The organism is Acetobacteraceae bacterium, from assembly GCA_039613835.1.
GTDB lineage: Bacteria > Pseudomonadota > Alphaproteobacteria > Acetobacterales > Acetobacteraceae > Sorlinia.
Genome location: CP154827.1, coordinates 1,477,692 through 1,492,581, shown reverse-complemented (window position 1 = coordinate 1,492,581; position 14,890 = coordinate 1,477,692). Strand labels below are relative to the sequence as shown.

General features: G+C 57.2%; 12 protein-coding genes and 3 pseudogenes. 12 read left to right on the top strand and 3 right to left on the bottom strand.

Annotated elements, in window-relative coordinates; genetic code table 11:
* The first annotated feature begins 130 nt into the window (after positions 1-130).
* The 7 genes and pseudogenes from AAYR33_08315 (at position 131) to AAYR33_08285 (ending at position 5,661) form a co-directional block, all read left to right on the top strand.
* Positions 131-796, top strand: coding sequence for an ABC transporter permease (locus AAYR33_08315; GenBank protein ID XAO71012.1), 666 nt, complete (start codon positions 131-133; stop codon positions 794-796).
* Positions 780-1,568, top strand: a pseudogene (locus tag AAYR33_08310) (ATP-binding cassette domain-containing protein). The gene AAYR33_08315 and the pseudogene AAYR33_08310 overlap by 17 nt, the downstream one beginning before the upstream one ends.
* Positions 1,569-1,628: 60 nt before the next feature.
* A pseudogene (locus AAYR33_08305) lies at positions 1,629-2,981 on the top strand (ATPase domain-containing protein).
* A gap of 15 nt (positions 2,982-2,996) precedes the next feature.
* Positions 2,997-3,611 (top strand): YigZ family protein, encoded by a 615-nt coding sequence (locus AAYR33_08300; protein XAO71011.1) that lies wholly within the window; start codon positions 2,997-2,999, stop codon positions 3,609-3,611.
* 300 nt (positions 3,612-3,911) lie between these two features.
* Positions 3,912-4,673, top strand: a complete 762-nt coding sequence (locus AAYR33_08295; GenBank protein ID XAO71010.1) for an SDR family NAD(P)-dependent oxidoreductase — start codon at positions 3,912-3,914, stop codon at positions 4,671-4,673.
* Positions 4,663-5,409, top strand: a complete 747-nt coding sequence (locus AAYR33_08290; protein XAO71009.1) for a PPK2 family polyphosphate kinase — start codon at positions 4,663-4,665, stop codon at positions 5,407-5,409. Before AAYR33_08295 ends, AAYR33_08290 begins: the two co-directional genes overlap by 11 nt.
* Positions 5,410-5,430: 21 nt before the next feature.
* The gene (locus AAYR33_08285) at positions 5,431-5,661 is read left to right on the top strand and encodes a hypothetical protein (GenBank protein XAO71008.1); all 231 of its coding nucleotides are present in this window, start codon (positions 5,431-5,433) and stop codon (positions 5,659-5,661) included.
* A gap of 237 nt (positions 5,662-5,898) precedes the next feature.
* On the opposite strand, the gene AAYR33_08280 is transcribed toward AAYR33_08285, so the two are convergent.
* Positions 5,899-6,654 carry a DsbA family protein gene (locus AAYR33_08280; protein XAO71007.1) on the bottom strand — a complete coding sequence of 252 codons (756 nt, stop codon included), beginning with the start codon at positions 6,652-6,654 and terminating at the stop codon, positions 5,899-5,901.
* 320 nt (positions 6,655-6,974) lie between these two features.
* Here AAYR33_08280 and AAYR33_08275 point away from each other — a divergent pair, with 320 nt between their 5' ends.
* The 3 genes from AAYR33_08275 (at position 6,975) to AAYR33_08265 (ending at position 10,547) form a co-directional block, all read left to right on the top strand.
* On the top strand, positions 6,975-8,339 hold the full coding sequence (locus AAYR33_08275) for a gamma-glutamyltransferase (protein ID XAO71006.1): 1,365 nt from the start codon (positions 6,975-6,977) through the stop codon (positions 8,337-8,339).
* Between the two features lie 133 nt (positions 8,340-8,472).
* Positions 8,473-9,510: a recombinase RecA gene (gene recA / locus AAYR33_08270; GenBank protein ID XAO72439.1), complete on the top strand. Its 1,038-nt coding sequence runs from the start codon at positions 8,473-8,475 to the stop codon at positions 9,508-9,510.
* A 434-nt stretch (positions 9,511-9,944) separates the two neighbouring features.
* Positions 9,945-10,547 carry a DMT family transporter gene (locus tag AAYR33_08265; protein XAO71005.1) on the top strand — a complete coding sequence of 201 codons (603 nt, stop codon included), beginning with the start codon at positions 9,945-9,947 and terminating at the stop codon, positions 10,545-10,547.
* A 241-nt stretch (positions 10,548-10,788) separates the two neighbouring features.
* Here AAYR33_08265 and AAYR33_08260 read toward each other — a convergent pair.
* Together AAYR33_08260 and AAYR33_08255 are read right to left on the bottom strand one after the other, a co-directional pair.
* Positions 10,789-11,778 (bottom strand): annotated as a pseudogene (locus tag AAYR33_08260) (ferritin-like domain-containing protein).
* Between the two features lie 20 nt (positions 11,779-11,798).
* Positions 11,799-12,530, bottom strand: coding sequence for an ATP-dependent Clp protease proteolytic subunit (locus AAYR33_08255; protein XAO71004.1), 732 nt, complete (start codon positions 12,528-12,530; stop codon positions 11,799-11,801).
* Between the two features lie 261 nt (positions 12,531-12,791).
* On the opposite strand from AAYR33_08255, the gene AAYR33_08250 reads away from it, so the two are divergent.
* Complete coding sequence (locus AAYR33_08250; GenBank protein ID XAO71003.1) at positions 12,792-13,808, top strand: Hint domain-containing protein; 1,017 nt, start codon at positions 12,792-12,794, stop codon at positions 13,806-13,808.
* A gap of 56 nt (positions 13,809-13,864) precedes the next feature.
* The gene (locus AAYR33_08245) at positions 13,865-14,884 is read left to right on the top strand and encodes a hypothetical protein (protein ID XAO71002.1); all 1,020 of its coding nucleotides are present in this window, start codon (positions 13,865-13,867) and stop codon (positions 14,882-14,884) included.
* Positions 14,885-14,890 lie beyond the last annotated feature (6 nt).

The following is a 14,890-nucleotide window of genomic DNA, read 5'->3' as shown; positions in this document are numbered from 1 at the left end:
GAGTTTATTTCACTGCAGGCTTTGACGTCGTCGTGCGGGCGCGTTAGGGCTAAAACAGCATCTCGACTGAAATTGGGGAAACATCATTCTCACCGACTTTGTCTCAGCAATCGGGCGCGCAACCATTTCCATGGTACGTGACGTTGGCGCTCTTGCCATTTTCGCCGGGGGCGGGCTGAGTGGCCTTTTAAGACGACCCTTTTACTGGCGGGTTTTCCTGACGAATTTCTTCGAAATCGTTTATTATTCGCTTCCCGTCGTGGCCTTGGCGGCGATCTTTTCCGGCGGGGTGATCGCGCTGCAATCCTATACCGGTTTTGCACAATATCACGCGCAGGGCGCCATTGGCGGCATCGTGGTGCTTGCCGTCACGCGGGAATTAGGGCCGGTTCTGGCCGGGCTGATGGTGGCGGGGCGCGCCGGCGTGGCGATGGCGGCAGAAATCGGGACGATGCGCGTGACGGATCAAATCGACGCGCTTAAAACCCTTGCCGTTGAAACCGATGCGTTACCTCGTGACACCACGCCTGCTGGTCGCGACCTTGGCCCGGCTTCTTACGTCGTGACGACGCTGAATGTGGTCACAGCGCTGGATGTCTGGGTCGGGCTGGCAAAAGCCGCCGTGTTCGGGTTTCTCATCGCCTTGCTGGGCTGTTATCACGATTACAGCAGTCGCGGCGGGGCAGAGGGTGTCGGCGCGGCGACGACAGCTGCTGTCGTTGGGGCTTCCAACCTGCTGCTGGCCTTTGATTACCTCCTGACAGATCTGTTTTTGACCAATGACATCTCAACCTAAAATCCGCGTGCGCGGCCTCACCAAACGCTTCGGCAATAAAGTCGTGCTGGATGGCATTGACCTTGATATCGCGCGGGGGCACGTCCTTCGTCGTGATTGGTGGGTCGGGCAGTGGCAAATCCGTCCTGCTGTGCTGCATACTCGGTCTGTTGACGCCGGATGAGGGGGTCATTGAAATTGACGGGGAAAATCTCCTGACCTCCACCCGCGCCCGTCGGCGGGAGCTTGTCGCGCAGATCGGGATGTTGTTTCAGAACTCGGCGCTCTTCGACAGTATGAGCGTGCGTAACAATATCGTCTTCGGGCTGATGGCGAAGGGGCGCGTTGCCCGCCAGCGCCCGATCCGCAGTGAGGCAGCCCGCCAGGCGGGGGATATTTACGGCAGGTCGGGTTGAACCCTTCCGTCGGATGCCTGTCCCCCTCCGAATTATCGGGCGGTATGCAAAAACGTGTCGGTTTGGCCCGCGCCATTGCGGGCACACGGGACATTTTGTTTTTTGATGAACCCATAACAGGGCTCGACCCGATTACGGTCGCGATCATTGATGAGTTGATTGTCGATTGCGTGAAGCGCCTCGGCAGTACGGCCCTCGCCATTACGCATGATATGGCGTCAGCCCAGCGGATCGGTGATAAGGCGGCCATGCTTTATAATGGGCGGCTTGTCTGGCAGGGGCCGACATCAAAGTTGCTCGAGAGCGGCAATGCGATGGTCGATCAGTTTACCCATGGTCGGACAGAAGGGCCGATCAAAATGGAATTGCGGCGTTGAACTTATGCGCTTCCAGTAAATGGGGCTGACGCGTCAGATCGGGATGCGGTGCGAAAGGATGTGACGGCTCATGGCAAAAAACCCTCAGCACGGTTTGTCTGCCGAGAATGCGGCGCCGTCTCGCCGAAATGGTCCGGCAGGTGCGATATATGCGGGGCCTGGAACAACATCGAGGAAGAATCGGTTGAGCCCACCGCGCGTGCGCGGCGCGGCAACACCCATGTCGGGCAGCTGCAAGTCACGCAGCTTGATGGCGATACAGCCCCGCCGCCGCGCGTGGAAACGCAGATGGCGGAATTTGATCGCGTGCTCGGCGGTGGGCTTGTTCCCGGTTCAGTCGTGTTGATCGGTGGGGATCCGGGTATCGGCAAGAGCACGTTGCTGCTTCAGGCGACATGTGCCCTCTTCCAGGCGGGGAAGAAAGTCATCTATGTTTCCGGGGAGGAGGCGGTTGACCAGATCCGCCTGCGCGCGCCGCCTCAACCTCGCCGCGCCGAAGCTTGACCTTGCCGCAAGCATCAATGTCGCCGAGATCTCCGCAAAGCTTGAGCATGATCGTGACCATCAAGTCGTCGTGATTGACTCGATTCAAACAATGTGGCTCGACACGGTGGAAAGCGCCCCGGGCTCCGTCGCGCAGGTGCGGGCCAGCGCGTTTGAGCTGATCCGATTGGCGAAAACAGTGGGATTCTCGCTGATACTTGTCGGGCATGTCACGAAAGAGGGCGCTTTGGCCGGGCCGCGCGTGCTGGAGCATATGGTGGATGCCGTGATGTATTTTGAAGGGGATCGCGGCCATCAGTTCCGCATTTTGCGCGCGGCGAAAAACCGTTTCGGTGCGACGGATGAGATCGGGGTTTTCGCCATGACGGATGAGGGTCTCGTTGAAGTGCCGAACCCTTCCGCGCTCTTTCTTGCGGCGCGGCAATATTGCAGGCTCCGCCAAAGCCGGAGATGGCGCGCCGCGCGGTGGTGGGGTGGGATTCCGGTCGACTCAATATGCTTCTCGCTGTAATGGAGGCGCGCTGCGGCCTGCGCTTTATGGGGATGGACGTGCATCTCAATATCGCGGGCGGCCTGCGCGTGACGGAGCCTGCGGCGGATCTCGCGGTTGCCGCGGCCCTGATTTCCGCCCTTTCAGGTAAGCCGACCTCCGCGGGCACGAGTTATTTCGGTGAAGTCGGATTATCCGGCGAGGTGCGTCAGGTGGCGCAGGCCGATCTACGCCTGAAGGAAGCTACAAAGCTCGGCTTTGATGCTGCCGTTCTGCCCCGGCGCAGCTCCGCCGCCGCAAAACGCGCCCAACCGCTGGAGGGGCTTTCGATCCATGAATTCGGCCATCTGAGTGATCTCGTTGCGCGGTTTATTTCGCCTTCCGAAGCCGCGGAGGCGATAAAGGCTGAAGCGACTTGAAAATGACGCTACTGAATGACGTGCCGCGTGGCGGATGACGCGCAGAAATGGCGTTTATGCGCGCTGATACAAATCGAGATGACGGTCAAGAAAAGCCTTTTCCGCGCCTATGCCGCTCCGGTGGCGTCAGAGGATGAGGCGATGGCATTTATCGAGTCCCATCGTGTGCCCGACGCCACGCATAATTGCTGGGCATGGTTGGTCTCGCCACGTTACCGGATGTTCGATGATGGTGAACCAGGTGGGACAGCGGGCCGCCCGATCCTGACCGCGATTGAGGGGCAGGGTTTTGAAAATGTAGTGGTCCTCGTCATACGCTGGTTCGGGGGCATCAAGCTTGGCGCCGGTGGATTGATACGGGCTTATGGCGGGACGGCGTCTCAGCGCCTGCGTGCGGGGGACGCCACGATCTGGGTGAAAAAAACGCGCATCGTGTGTCGCATCCCTTTCAATATTTTCCCTATCATCCAGGCACGTCTGGCAGATTGGGAGGCTGACAGCCTGGAGCAGACGTTCGAAGCTGACGGTGTCAGAATCTGCCTCGCAGTGCCGGATGCCCTCCTTGCGGAGGTGACGACAATCATGAGCGACCTGACCCGCGGCGATATCGCCTTCACTTACCCCGAATAGGCGGTGTTGACACTGATAGATGCTCTGCCTGGCGCATCACTTCCTTAGGACAATAAAGAAGGTATCATAACAGAATATTGATGCTCGGAAAAACAATATTATGGGCGGCGTCGCGCCGTCAGGTTTTAAATTCCCGGTTGAGCGTCAGAATTTTTACTGATTAAAGTTTGTCATGTCACATCAGGTCAGGGCCGTCATGGGAGGCATCCCCGGATCATGCAAGCTCATATGAAAGCGACTTGACGCGTCAGAAGCCCGCGCGCAGATTGGTATCAACAAACTCACATGGAGCAGCAAAAAATGACGACGGCTTTGGTGACAGGCGCAAGTGCAGGTTTCGGGCGGGAGATCGTGCGTCGCCTCGTTCGGGAAGGGATGCGAGTCATCGGTGTCGCGCGTCGTGAGGCACGTCTTGATGCGTTGGCGGCAGAACTGGATGCATCTTTTCTGCCCGCCGCATGCGACATGCGCGATATCACGGCGATCACAAATTTTGAAAATTCCCTGCCCGCGTCCTGGCGTGACATCGACATTCTCGTCAATAATGCCGGTCTCGCTCTGGGCATCTCGAAAGCGCAGGACAGTCATTGGGCCGATTGGGCGCAGATGATTGAAACCAATATTACGGGCCTGACGGCGCTCACCCATGCCCTTCTCCCCGGGATGGGGGCGCGGCGGCGCGGGTATATCGTCATGATGGGGAGCGTCGCCGGGCGATATCCCTATCAAGGCGGTAATGTTTATGGCGCGACGAAAGCCTATGTCGTGCAATTTGCCGCAAATCTTCGGACCGACCTGCTCGGCCTGCCCATCCGCGTGACCAATGTCGCACCCGGCTTATGTGGCGGCAGTGAATTCAGTTCCGTGCGCATGGCAGACGCTGAAGCCGCGGCCGCTGTCTATGCGGGGACGACGCCGATCACCCCTATCGATATAGCTGAAATCGTCTCATGGGTGGTGCAGCAACCCGCTCACGTCAACGTCAACGAGATTGAAGTTATGCCCGTCTGTCAGGCGGCGGGTGGCCTCGCAATTGATCGGAGCACAAACCATGTTGACTGATAAAGAAGCGCGCCAGCTCTCACTGAAATACAGGATTGAGGACGGGAAAACATTCAATCTCCGCAATTATGACCCCGCCGAGCATGGCGACTTCTCCAAGCATGATGCCAAAGCTTGGATGCGCAAGCGGAAGAAGCGCCTTGCCGCGTTTCAGGAAGCGATGGCCGCCGGGAAGACACAATCCGTGCTGATGATCCTGCAGGGCATGGATGCGGCGGGGAAGGATGGCGTCATCCGTCATGTAATGGGCGGTATTAACCCGCAGGGTGCGCGCGTATCAGGCTTTAAACAGCCGACGCCGGTTGAACGTGATCACGGATATTTATGGCGCGTTTCCCGTGCGACTCCCTTGTTGGGCGAGATCGGCATCTTCGACCGCAGCTATTATGAAGACGTGCTGGTCGCCCGCGTGCACAAGGAAAATTTGGACCGTCGCGGACTGGCCGGTAACCCCGATGACCCGTCATTCTGGGACGATCGCTTGCGAGACATCCGGCATTTTGAGACTTATCTGCATCGGCAGAACGTGCATATCGTCAAAATCATGTTGCATATTTCTCCGGAAGAGCAGCAGAGGCGCCTTCTAAGACGGTTGGAAAGGCCGGAGAAACTCTGGAAATTCTCAGCGAGCGATTTCAAGGAGCGTGGTTACTGGAACGTCTATCAGGACGCTTATGCGGCCGCCATTGCCGGTTCCGCCATAGCGCGGGCACCTTGGTATGTGGTGCCGTCTTGATAAAAAAAATGGTTCTCCCGATTGGTCGGGCTTGAAGCGCTGATCGATGTTTTTGAACGCCATCCGCCCCGCATGCCCGAAGCCGCGCCCGAGATCGTCAAAAATCTGGATGCGTTGAAAAAAGCGCTGAAGGAGAGTGAGATCCCCAAAAAAGGTGTCGCGAGGCCGGACAAACTTCTGCCCGACGTGAATGCATCTCGGAAGCGTGCGGCATCATCCAGTCGCAACGTGTTGGCGCACAAAGTGACGTGACGTTTTTTGCGGGCGATGTTCTGCGTTATCGCGCAGGATATCGCCCTGACGGTCAAAGGCCATGCCCATTGAAGGAAAAACCGGGCGCGTGGCGATAAACTCCCTGCGGGGAGAGACACGCATTCATGTAAGGGGCGACCCCATCCTTTGAACGTTGCGCCTTTGGGACGGTGGTGCTGCGTCTGATTTACTTTAAAGCGCGCTTCGCCAGGTGCGTTCAGCGCGCCTTGCCTCGGGTCACTTCTTCCGCAGGGCGCGGACCTTGTTCATGATGTCACTCTCCGACATATAGCCGGGCACGACGCGTTTATGATTGAAGATGAAGGTGGGCGTGCCAGACAGGTCAATATCGTGCGCCTGATCCAGATTGACCTGAATGGCGGCGATAACTTCCTTGCGCGACATGTCCCTAATCAGTCGATCCGCATCCAGTCCGTTCTGTTGCGCAATATCGCGTAAATAGCTGTCAGTCGGCGTCGCATTATCCGTCATCAAGGCGCGCTTCATTTTATCATATCCACCCTGAAGCGCGGCGGCGATGATGGCGCGCGCCTCTGTGAGGCTTTTATCGCTTAGCACAGGCACGATTTTTTCAACAAAACGAATGTTTTTATCTTTCTTCAGCAAGGCGTCGATGATGGGGATGGCCCGCTTGCAGTAACCGCATCGCGGGTCAAAAAATTCGACGATCGTGACGTCCCCATGCGGGTTGCCCCGTACGGCATAAGCGGGTGCGTGTTCGAGCGCGTCTTTCTGCGCATCCAACTGGCTGACCGTTTCTGAGCGCTGCTGCTCCTGCGCTTTGGATTTGAGGCTGACAATGGCATCACTGAGGATAGTCGGATCATCCTTGAGGGCCTGACGCAGAATTTTTACGACTTCCTGCCTTTGAGCGGGTGTAAATATGTCCTGCTGAGGCGCGGCACAGGCGAGGCTGCCCGAGAAAAAGGGTGCGAGGAATAAGGCCGGGATGGCGGTCAAAGGACGACGCATTACGATCCTTGCTTCAAACGGGAGGAGAGATATTTATGTGCCTTGCAGCACAGCGCAATTTTGTTATGGACGGACCTAGTTTAGCCCATTTATCGGCGACAAGCAAAAACATCCGGCGCGCGGCGTGAGTTTAAGTTGCCGACCGGCGCGTACGCCGTTAGACCTGACTCTGTAGGGTGGAGAGTGCATGCGGACCTGCCTGGGTCGGGATGCAGCTTTTTGAAGAATCCCTGCCGGATATATCTGCCATAGCCAGGAGTGAAGCCCCGGTGACGTTCGTAGCGCCTGCACCTTCAAATCGAATTTCTGCCCGAGGGGCCATGCGCCGCGCGCTTGTTGGCGTGACAAGTCTCTGCGTTGTTTTCGGGGTCGCGGCCTGTCATTCAGTTTCCCCGATTGGCCACGCGCTTTTCGGGCATACGACGCCGGAACTCCCTTCCCAATTCGGGTCCGTCGCGGCCGATGAGCCGCGCGCGGCAATGATCGGGCGTGATGTCTTGCTGGCGGGCGGCAATGCGGCTGATGCCGCGGCCGCCATGGCGCTGACCTTATCCGTCACCCTGCCCTCCCGCGCTTCACTTGGCGGCGGGGGTGCCTGCCTCATCGCCCATTCCGGTCAGAAGCCTCAAGCCGTGACTTTCCTGCCTGTTGCGGGGGGCGGTTCAGGGGCGTCGCGGCCCGCCGCCGTGCCCATGATGTTGCGCGGCATTTATCGCCTGCAGCGAGATCACGGGCAGATCCAGTTTGAAGACCTTATGGTGCCCGCCATCACGCTGGCGGAACGCGGAATAAGTGTCAGCTCGCGCCTGGCGGAAGATCTTCAGGCCGTGCACGGCGCTCTTTTCGCCGATGACGCCGCGCGAAATATCTTCATGCGCGGGGAAGACGCACCCCTCAAAAAGGGTGACCGACTGGTGCAGCCGCGTCTCGCACGGTTTCTGGAGCGCACACGCCGCATGGGAGTCGGCGATTTCTATAATGGCGCGTTGGGGACGTTCTTCCTCACGGAAGCCAATCTTGCTGGCGGGGGGCTGAGCCGCGCCGCGATGCGGGATGCTTTGCCAGCGGTGCAAACCCCGATCCGTGTGCAGGGAAAAGATCATATTGTCTGGTTTCTGCCACCTCCGGCCGATGGCGGCCTCGGGGCGGCGGTGGCGCTTCGGGGGGCGGAGTCGGCGCAGGCGGCTGTGGCGGCCTGGCGTGCAACACCTTCCGCGCAGGCCAACGCGGCTTCAGCCCAAGCCTGGGTGGATCAGGCGCAGAATTTTACCGGCGCGTTGCCTGCGCTTCCCGCATCAACATCTTTTACGGTCATGGACCGTTCCGGCGGAGCCGTGGCGTGTAGCCTGACAAATAATAACCTCTTCGGCACCGGGCGTGTCGCGGCCTTGACCGGTATTGTGCTGGCACGATCACCCGAAACCGCACCGCAACCTATGCTAAGTGCTGCCATCGTGACGCGCCAGAAACAGGTGCGCGCAGCACTGGCGAGTTCCGGCCAGAATGACGCTGCGGATGCCTTGGCCAAGGCGGTCAGGGCCGTCAATGAAGGGGCCGCCCCGGCACCGGAGACGGTGCAGGGGCGCGTCAATTTCTCACATTGCGACGGACGTGCCTGCATGGCGCAGACTGACCCGAGGGGCGGTGGCCTGGCTTTGGGTGATACTGTAAAAAAAACGCCGTGATGCGACAGGGAAATCGTTAAAGTTTAGCTTGCGATTAAACTTTTTTGTTTAAACTTTTTTGTTCGTATTTTGTTCTAGATCTGTTGATCCGGTGCAGCTTGATAGATCAGCCTAAGGAAAGGGATTGACCAGGATGGACAAAAACAAGGCTCTGGAAGGCGCTTTAAGTCAGATTGAGCGTGCTTTTGGCAAAGGCTCCATCATGCGTATGGGTCAACGCCCGCATGAGCAGGTTGATGTGATTTCAACGGGTTCGCTCTCCCTTGATATTGCACTGGGCATTGGCGGGCTGCCGCGCGGTCGGATTATCGAAATTTATGGACCGGAAAGTTCCGGCAAGACGACGCTCGCGCTCCACGCCATCGCGGAAGTGCAGAAAAAGGGCGGTGTCTGCGCCTTCGTGGATGCGGAGCACGCGCTCGATCCGGGTTACGCACGTAAATTGGGCGTCGACCTTGATAACCTCCTCCTCAGCCAGCCCGATGCGGGGGAACAGGCTTTGGAGATCGCGGATACGCTCGTGCGATCCGGCGCGGTGGATGTGCTGGTGGTGGATTCCGTTGCGGCCCTCGTCCCAAGGGCGGAGCTTGAAGGCGATATGGGGGATAGTCATGTTGGCCTCCATGCAAGGTTGATGAGTCAGGCCCTGCGGAAATTGACGGGCACAGTCTCCCGTTCCAACACGATGGTGATTTTTCTCAACCAGATCCGCATGAAAATCGGCGTCATGTTCGGTAATCCGGAGACGACGACAGGCGGGAACGCACTGAAATTCTACGCTTCTGTGCGGCTGGATATCCGTCGGATCGGTGCGATCAAGGAGCGTGATGAGGTGACGGGAAATCAGACACGCGTCAAAGTTGTCAAAAATAAAATGGCGCCGCCTTTCAAGCAGGTCGAATTTGACATTATGTATGGTGAGGGTATCAGTAAAACTGGTGAATTGATTGACCTTGGTGTCAAAGCCAATATCGTTGAAAAATCGGGTGCCTGGTTCTCATATGATAGTCAGCGTGTTGGGCAGGGGCGGGAAAATGCCAAGCAGTTCCTGCACGACCATCCTGAGGTTGCGGCTGATATTGAGCGCCGCATTCGGGATCAAGCCGGGGTTGTCTCCGATGCCATGATGGGCACGCCGGAGGAGAAGACAGAGGCCGTTGAAGGGGAATAAGTCCCCCTCACTGATGGATGTCGGCGCTGCTTAGCCTGTCAAGCACGCTTTGAGAGCTCGGGTTCTGTTCTCACGCCATTAGGTGTGCGTACTCATCTCGGAGGGGTGTCGCAGCGCGCTGCAATCAGTGGGACAATTTCAGTCCCTACCTTGCTTCACGGCGTTGGATGTCTTTAAGTGAGAGGGCCGGGGTGCCCGCCTGACGTCATCGCCGCGCCAGCGTGTTTTATCTCAAAAATCAAACGAAATAAGGTGAGATATGACGATGCCTACAAGTCCACGCCTGGCTGCGCTGATCTGCGTCATTTTATGGAGTATGATTGCCGTCGTCGCGAAGACAGGTCAGTCCAGGCTCGATTTTTACCAGTTTCTTTTTCTTTCCAACGTCATTTCTCTTCTCGCAGTGGGTGCCGCGTGCCTGATGACGGGACGACATGTTCGTCGCATTTTGCGTCCCGGATGGCGCGGGATTTATCTTCCCGGTATCCTTGGCATTATTGAACTGTCTTTTTTACCTGGCCCTTTATCGTGGCTATGCGCGCTCTAACGGCGTTATCGTCCTTGTTGCGCAATATAGCTTGCCGCTCATGATCGTCCTTCTCTCTTCGCTTCGGGACGCGCAATGGCCCGGTCGCGTCAAAGCTCTCGATCTCGCCGTGGGTAGTTTCGCCTTTCTCATCGCGGTGACGAAGGGGCACATCACGTCACTCAATATCTCCGACCCGATATCCATCCTGATTGTGCTGGCCGGGGCTTTCTGCTTTGCGCTGATGTCGACCCTCAGTAAGAATTTCGTCTCGGACGCGTTTATCGGGACATTCTGGCTGTTTTTTGCGTCGATGATTGGCTCTCTCATCCTGATGACGTCGTTAAGCCAGCTTCCGCATCTGGAAGACGTCAATCTCGTGTCTGTCCTGACGAATGGTATCTTTATCAATGGTGTCTCTTATATCCTCTGGGTTCTCGCCTGTGCCCGCGGTGATGCCAGCGAGACGGCCGCGCTTATTTTCCTCTCCCCGATCTTGTCGGCGATCTAGCTGGTGATGTTTTTCGGGGAGGTTTTTGTGCCCGCCTATGGCGTCGCTCTCATTCTCATCCTCATTTCGGGATATCTTTGCATGATGCCGCCAAAGCGGGTCGGCAGCCCCGCCGAACACCCCCTTAAAGAATGGTGGGAGGGCGAGCACCTGTGCCCGGCCCCTCAATTGAGGGCTGGACTTTTAAGTATAGGATGATTTAACGAAACTGACGAGGGCGGGGCGCTTCCCGCCGCGCACTTCAGGCTACCAGGCGCCGCTTCCGCACTTTGCGGCTGATTTTATCCCAGGCGCGATAGGCCGCGAGGCCGGTACGGACCAGATTGGGCATGGTGGTTTGACGGCGTAAACGATGGTCGTAATACGCAAAACGCCGGTCATTTTCATCCAGACAAAGCTGCATGAGCGCCGGCAATTTGATGTCGATATCCGTCATCTCTTTCGCGCCACTGACGGTGAAATTATTGTCCTGCGTATATTCGTTGCCGTCCTGATCCATCGATTTGGCAAGGTCCATGCGCTCATAAGCCAGAAAAGCCCAGACTGCCGCTACCCGCGCCTCAAACCAGGGGCGTTTCCACCACGGCATGACGGCGCGATGCCAGGCCAACCAATTCGCAAATAGGAGGATATGCCGACATTCCTCCTGCATTACCGGTTCAAATGTTTCGACCAGCTCCATGGGGAAAAGGCCAGCCTGTTCCGCCAGAGCGAAGAGACCGAAAGCAAAGAAACTATCCACACATTCGGAGAAACCTGTCACCAGATAGGCCCACTCCGTATCTTTAGGGGTGATGTAAGGTGGCTCCGGCGCCATCTTGATGTCATATGCCGCGACGAGGTTTGACAGCACTTCCTTGTGACGATTTTCCTCTCACGCATTGCGTGAGAGCGCATCTTTCATATCCGGGTCATCAATCATATCGGCGTAGGCTGCCATACGCAGCCGCGCCTTCCCCTCTGTCTGGGCGGCAATATCCCAGATCGAGAGGGAGGTGATGCGTTTCAGCGTCACGGGGTCAAGCTCAGGCCATTTGATGACGGAGGGCTTGTACGGATTAAACGTCTCGCGGAACATATCCGCCACTACCTTTTTATGCGCCGCCGACCCGGGTTTAAGGGGGCCTTGCACAGGGCTGCTCCAGTGCCGCGCTTCATAATCCGCTTTAGCAAGCGTCTTCTCAGTCGGTGCATCCGGCAGGTGGGAATAAATTTCTTCAAGCTTACTCATGCGGTGACTCCCCGGTTTGATCAGCGCGGGAGCTCTGACATCTGAGAGATAACGCGCGAGACAAGTCCGTAAGAGATCGCCTCCTCAGCAGAAAGCCAGTGATTGCGATCCGTGTCTTTGACGATTTTTTCATAATCTTGCCCGGTGACCTTGGCAAAGAGATGATTGAGCCTCTCGCGCATTTTTAAAATCTCCCTTGCCTCAATTGCAATATCCGAGGCCGGTCCCCGCACCCCACCTGCGGGCTGATGCAAAAGAAAACGCGTGTTCGGTAGGCAGAAGCGGCGGTCACGATGCCCGGCAGCAAATATCAAGGCACCTGCGGACGCGACCCAACCCGTGCCAATCATATTGACCGGGGCCTTTTCATCCACAAACTTGATGACGTCATGGATCGTGTCACCACTCTCCACATGGCCACCGGGTGAATTGACGTAAACATCAATGGGCTTATCGGACTCGCTGGCCAGAGCGAGAAGGCGCGCCGTCGCGTCCCGCGCAATCTTATCGTCAATGCCGCCGAAAATGAGAACCGTACGCTGCTCAAACAGTTTGTTCTCAACATTGCTCGCGCCCGGGGCGGGGGCGGCTTCCGTATTGCCGCTATCCGGTGTGGCGGGCTCCGGGTCAGCCGAACGAATGGAGGTGGGAGAGGCGCCTTGAAGTCGCGCGACATTGAACTGTGAAGGGAAGTCGGATTTTGCCTGCATACGCACTGGTCCTATCTCACGGTCGGCGGTTGAGCTCGCCATTGTGCCTTCCATGAACGCAGCTCACAAGCCCAAACTCGTTTGCGAAGCCCTGTCGAAGTTCTCATGACGCCATTTAGGCGGGTATGTGGCGCCTCTCAGAATAGTTATCGAGCGGTTAACGGTTATTTTTGCGGGAATTACAAGAACTTTCAACATAGTTTTAAGAAAACCTGATATAATGACTATCTTAATATTGTTGAAATAATATAATTACGCTCTCTAAGCCTAATACGATTCGGTAATAATAATAGGAGGAAGTATATGTCCGTTCCAAAGTCGGGGACCTACACCTTCAGTATCTACGCTCTTCAGGATGGTCATCTGGTGAGTTCCGAAAGTGGCGGTGTGCGCCTTCGGTATCGAATCGATGAAGACACCAATTACAGTTGGAAAAACATCCCCGTTACTTTTAAGGACAACATTATGTATTTTGTGGATGATCGTGGCGTTACTCACGCGATCTCCTACGAACCTGACAAACTTTTCTGGCAGCTTGATTACACCCATGATTCCGTCATTCTGGAGTCCACGAACAGCCCGTTTCGTCACTTCATCCTCTCCGCAGAGCCTTTAGGCGCGCTGCCGCCGTCCCAGATCGTCGATTACGACATGAACAACCATTCATGGACGGCCGGGCCACGTACGTACACCGACCATTACTCGACTGAGGACGCTTTCAGCTCCATCGTCTGCTTTCTCAAAAACGCGCGCATCGCTGTGCCGGGCGGGTTCAAGCTTGTTCAGCATATCCGTCCCGGAGATTGGGTGACGGTGGCGTATAACGGGTCCCGCAATGCAGATCGTGTCATCTGGGCAGGTCGGGCCCGGTGTCACGTTCGCTCCTCCTTGCCGGACAATTTTTCCGGCGCGCCTGTGCGGATCCGTGCCCATGCATTCGGCCCGGGTGAACCGACGCATGACCTTCTAGTGACGGCGGATCACTGCATTTTCTGTGACGGTGCTTTCATCCCTGCAAGGATGCTGGTCAACGGAATCACGATCTCCTATGAGAAGGCCCTTCGCGCCTACACATATTGCCATATTGAGACAGAGGAGCACGCTATTATCGAGGCGAACGATTTGCTGACGGAGAGCTACCTCGATACCGATAACCGCGCGGCTTTCCGGGACTATGAAACTGAAACCGCCCATCACGCGCCTATCAAATACTGGCACAGCGCATCGGCCGCGCCGCTTATTGTCGCACGTAACGTTGTCGAACCCCTCTATTACAGGCTGCAACAAAGGGGATTACAAATGTCCCTCTCGCATCCGTAAGGCAGCGGGCTTTCCCCGCGCTTCATGGAGGGGCATGATACGCATGAAGCGCGCGGTTGCAGACAATATTTGCTCACCCCGCGCTTCATGCGTATCATGCCCGATGTGTGGTGCGCCTGCTGAGTGGCCACGCGCTTGGTTTGGCCGGGAAGGGGCGTGATGTGCGCAAGTCAGAAGCCATGATTAGGCTCCGTTTCTGTCTGATGCTGGGAATGACCGCGCTGTCAGCCTGTGGGCAGAAAGACGCCGTCGAGAATTTTTCCGACCTGACGCATGATTTACAGGGCAGGGTGATTGCCGGCCCCTTATTGCCGCCCCCCGGTTTCGACAAGCCTTACCCGAAAGTCGGGCGTGTGCCTCGCCACACAGTGACCTTTCCGAGCACTGAAGCCCGCAAAACGTTGTCGGAAAAATTGATCGAACAGAGGAATGATGCGCAATATCTGGCCGTGCGCGATGGGTCACTTGTGCTGGACCCGATCTCTCCCTCACCATCAGCATCGCGAAATGCCAAGCGGCAATCGGGTCATCCGGGCGGTTCGGGGCAGGCGGCGTCATCGACCATGCCGGTCGCATCCCCCGAAACACCTCATACTGCGCCGACGCAGGACGCGACAAATGATGATCTGCCGCAAGTGACGCGTTTCGCGCCGCCCCTCATCACGGCTGGTGAAATACCACCCATCCCTGACGCGCCGCCGCCGCCCGTTTTCGCGGGCTTCGCCATTCCCGATACAAAACTTATCATTCCCCCCCTCCCGCAATCCTTCCGCGCGGACCCGCCCGGGGGCCTTGTCCAGTTTCAGGCGACATCGGACGTTCTAGATATGGAGGGGCAGAAATCCATCAATCGTTTGAAGGGACAACATCTCTCCGGCCAGGTCATGCGCATCACCGGTCATGGAGACGCGGTTTCTTTCAGTTTGTCGGACCAGATGGCTGCAATGCATCTCGCTATTCTGCGCGCAAAACGTGTCGGGGAGGCTTTTATGCGGCTGGGCATCCCCGCGCGGGAAATCCGGCTCGCGGCAACGCCGCTTGGCCATGGCGCGCGTGTTGAGCAGGCCGGAGGGTAAGCGCCT

Excerpts from the sequence above, each read along its gene's own strand:
- AAYR33_08315 (XAO71012.1), top strand. The coding sequence starts at position 131 with ATGGTACGTGACGTTGGCGCTCTTGCCATTTTCGCCGGGGGCGGGCTG.
- AAYR33_08300 (XAO71011.1), top strand. The coding sequence starts at position 2,997 with ATGACGTGCCGCGTGGCGGATGACGCGCAGAAATGGCGTTTATGCGCG.
- AAYR33_08295 (XAO71010.1), top strand. The coding sequence starts at position 3,912 with ATGACGACGGCTTTGGTGACAGGCGCAAGTGCAGGTTTCGGGCGGGAG.
- AAYR33_08290 (XAO71009.1), top strand. The coding sequence starts at position 4,663 with ATGTTGACTGATAAAGAAGCGCGCCAGCTCTCACTGAAATACAGGATT.
- AAYR33_08280 (XAO71007.1), bottom strand. The coding sequence starts at position 6,654 with ATGCGTCGTCCTTTGACCGCCATCCCGGCCTTATTCCTCGCACCCTTT.
- AAYR33_08275 (XAO71006.1), top strand. The coding sequence starts at position 6,975 with ATGCGCCGCGCGCTTGTTGGCGTGACAAGTCTCTGCGTTGTTTTCGGG.
- recA (XAO72439.1), top strand. The coding sequence starts at position 8,473 with ATGGACAAAAACAAGGCTCTGGAAGGCGCTTTAAGTCAGATTGAGCGT.
- AAYR33_08265 (XAO71005.1), top strand. The coding sequence starts at position 9,945 with ATGTTCGTCGCATTTTGCGTCCCGGATGGCGCGGGATTTATCTTCCCG.
- AAYR33_08255 (XAO71004.1), bottom strand. The coding sequence starts at position 12,530 with ATGGCGAGCTCAACCGCCGACCGTGAGATAGGACCAGTGCGTATGCAG.
- AAYR33_08250 (XAO71003.1), top strand. The coding sequence starts at position 12,792 with ATGTCCGTTCCAAAGTCGGGGACCTACACCTTCAGTATCTACGCTCTT.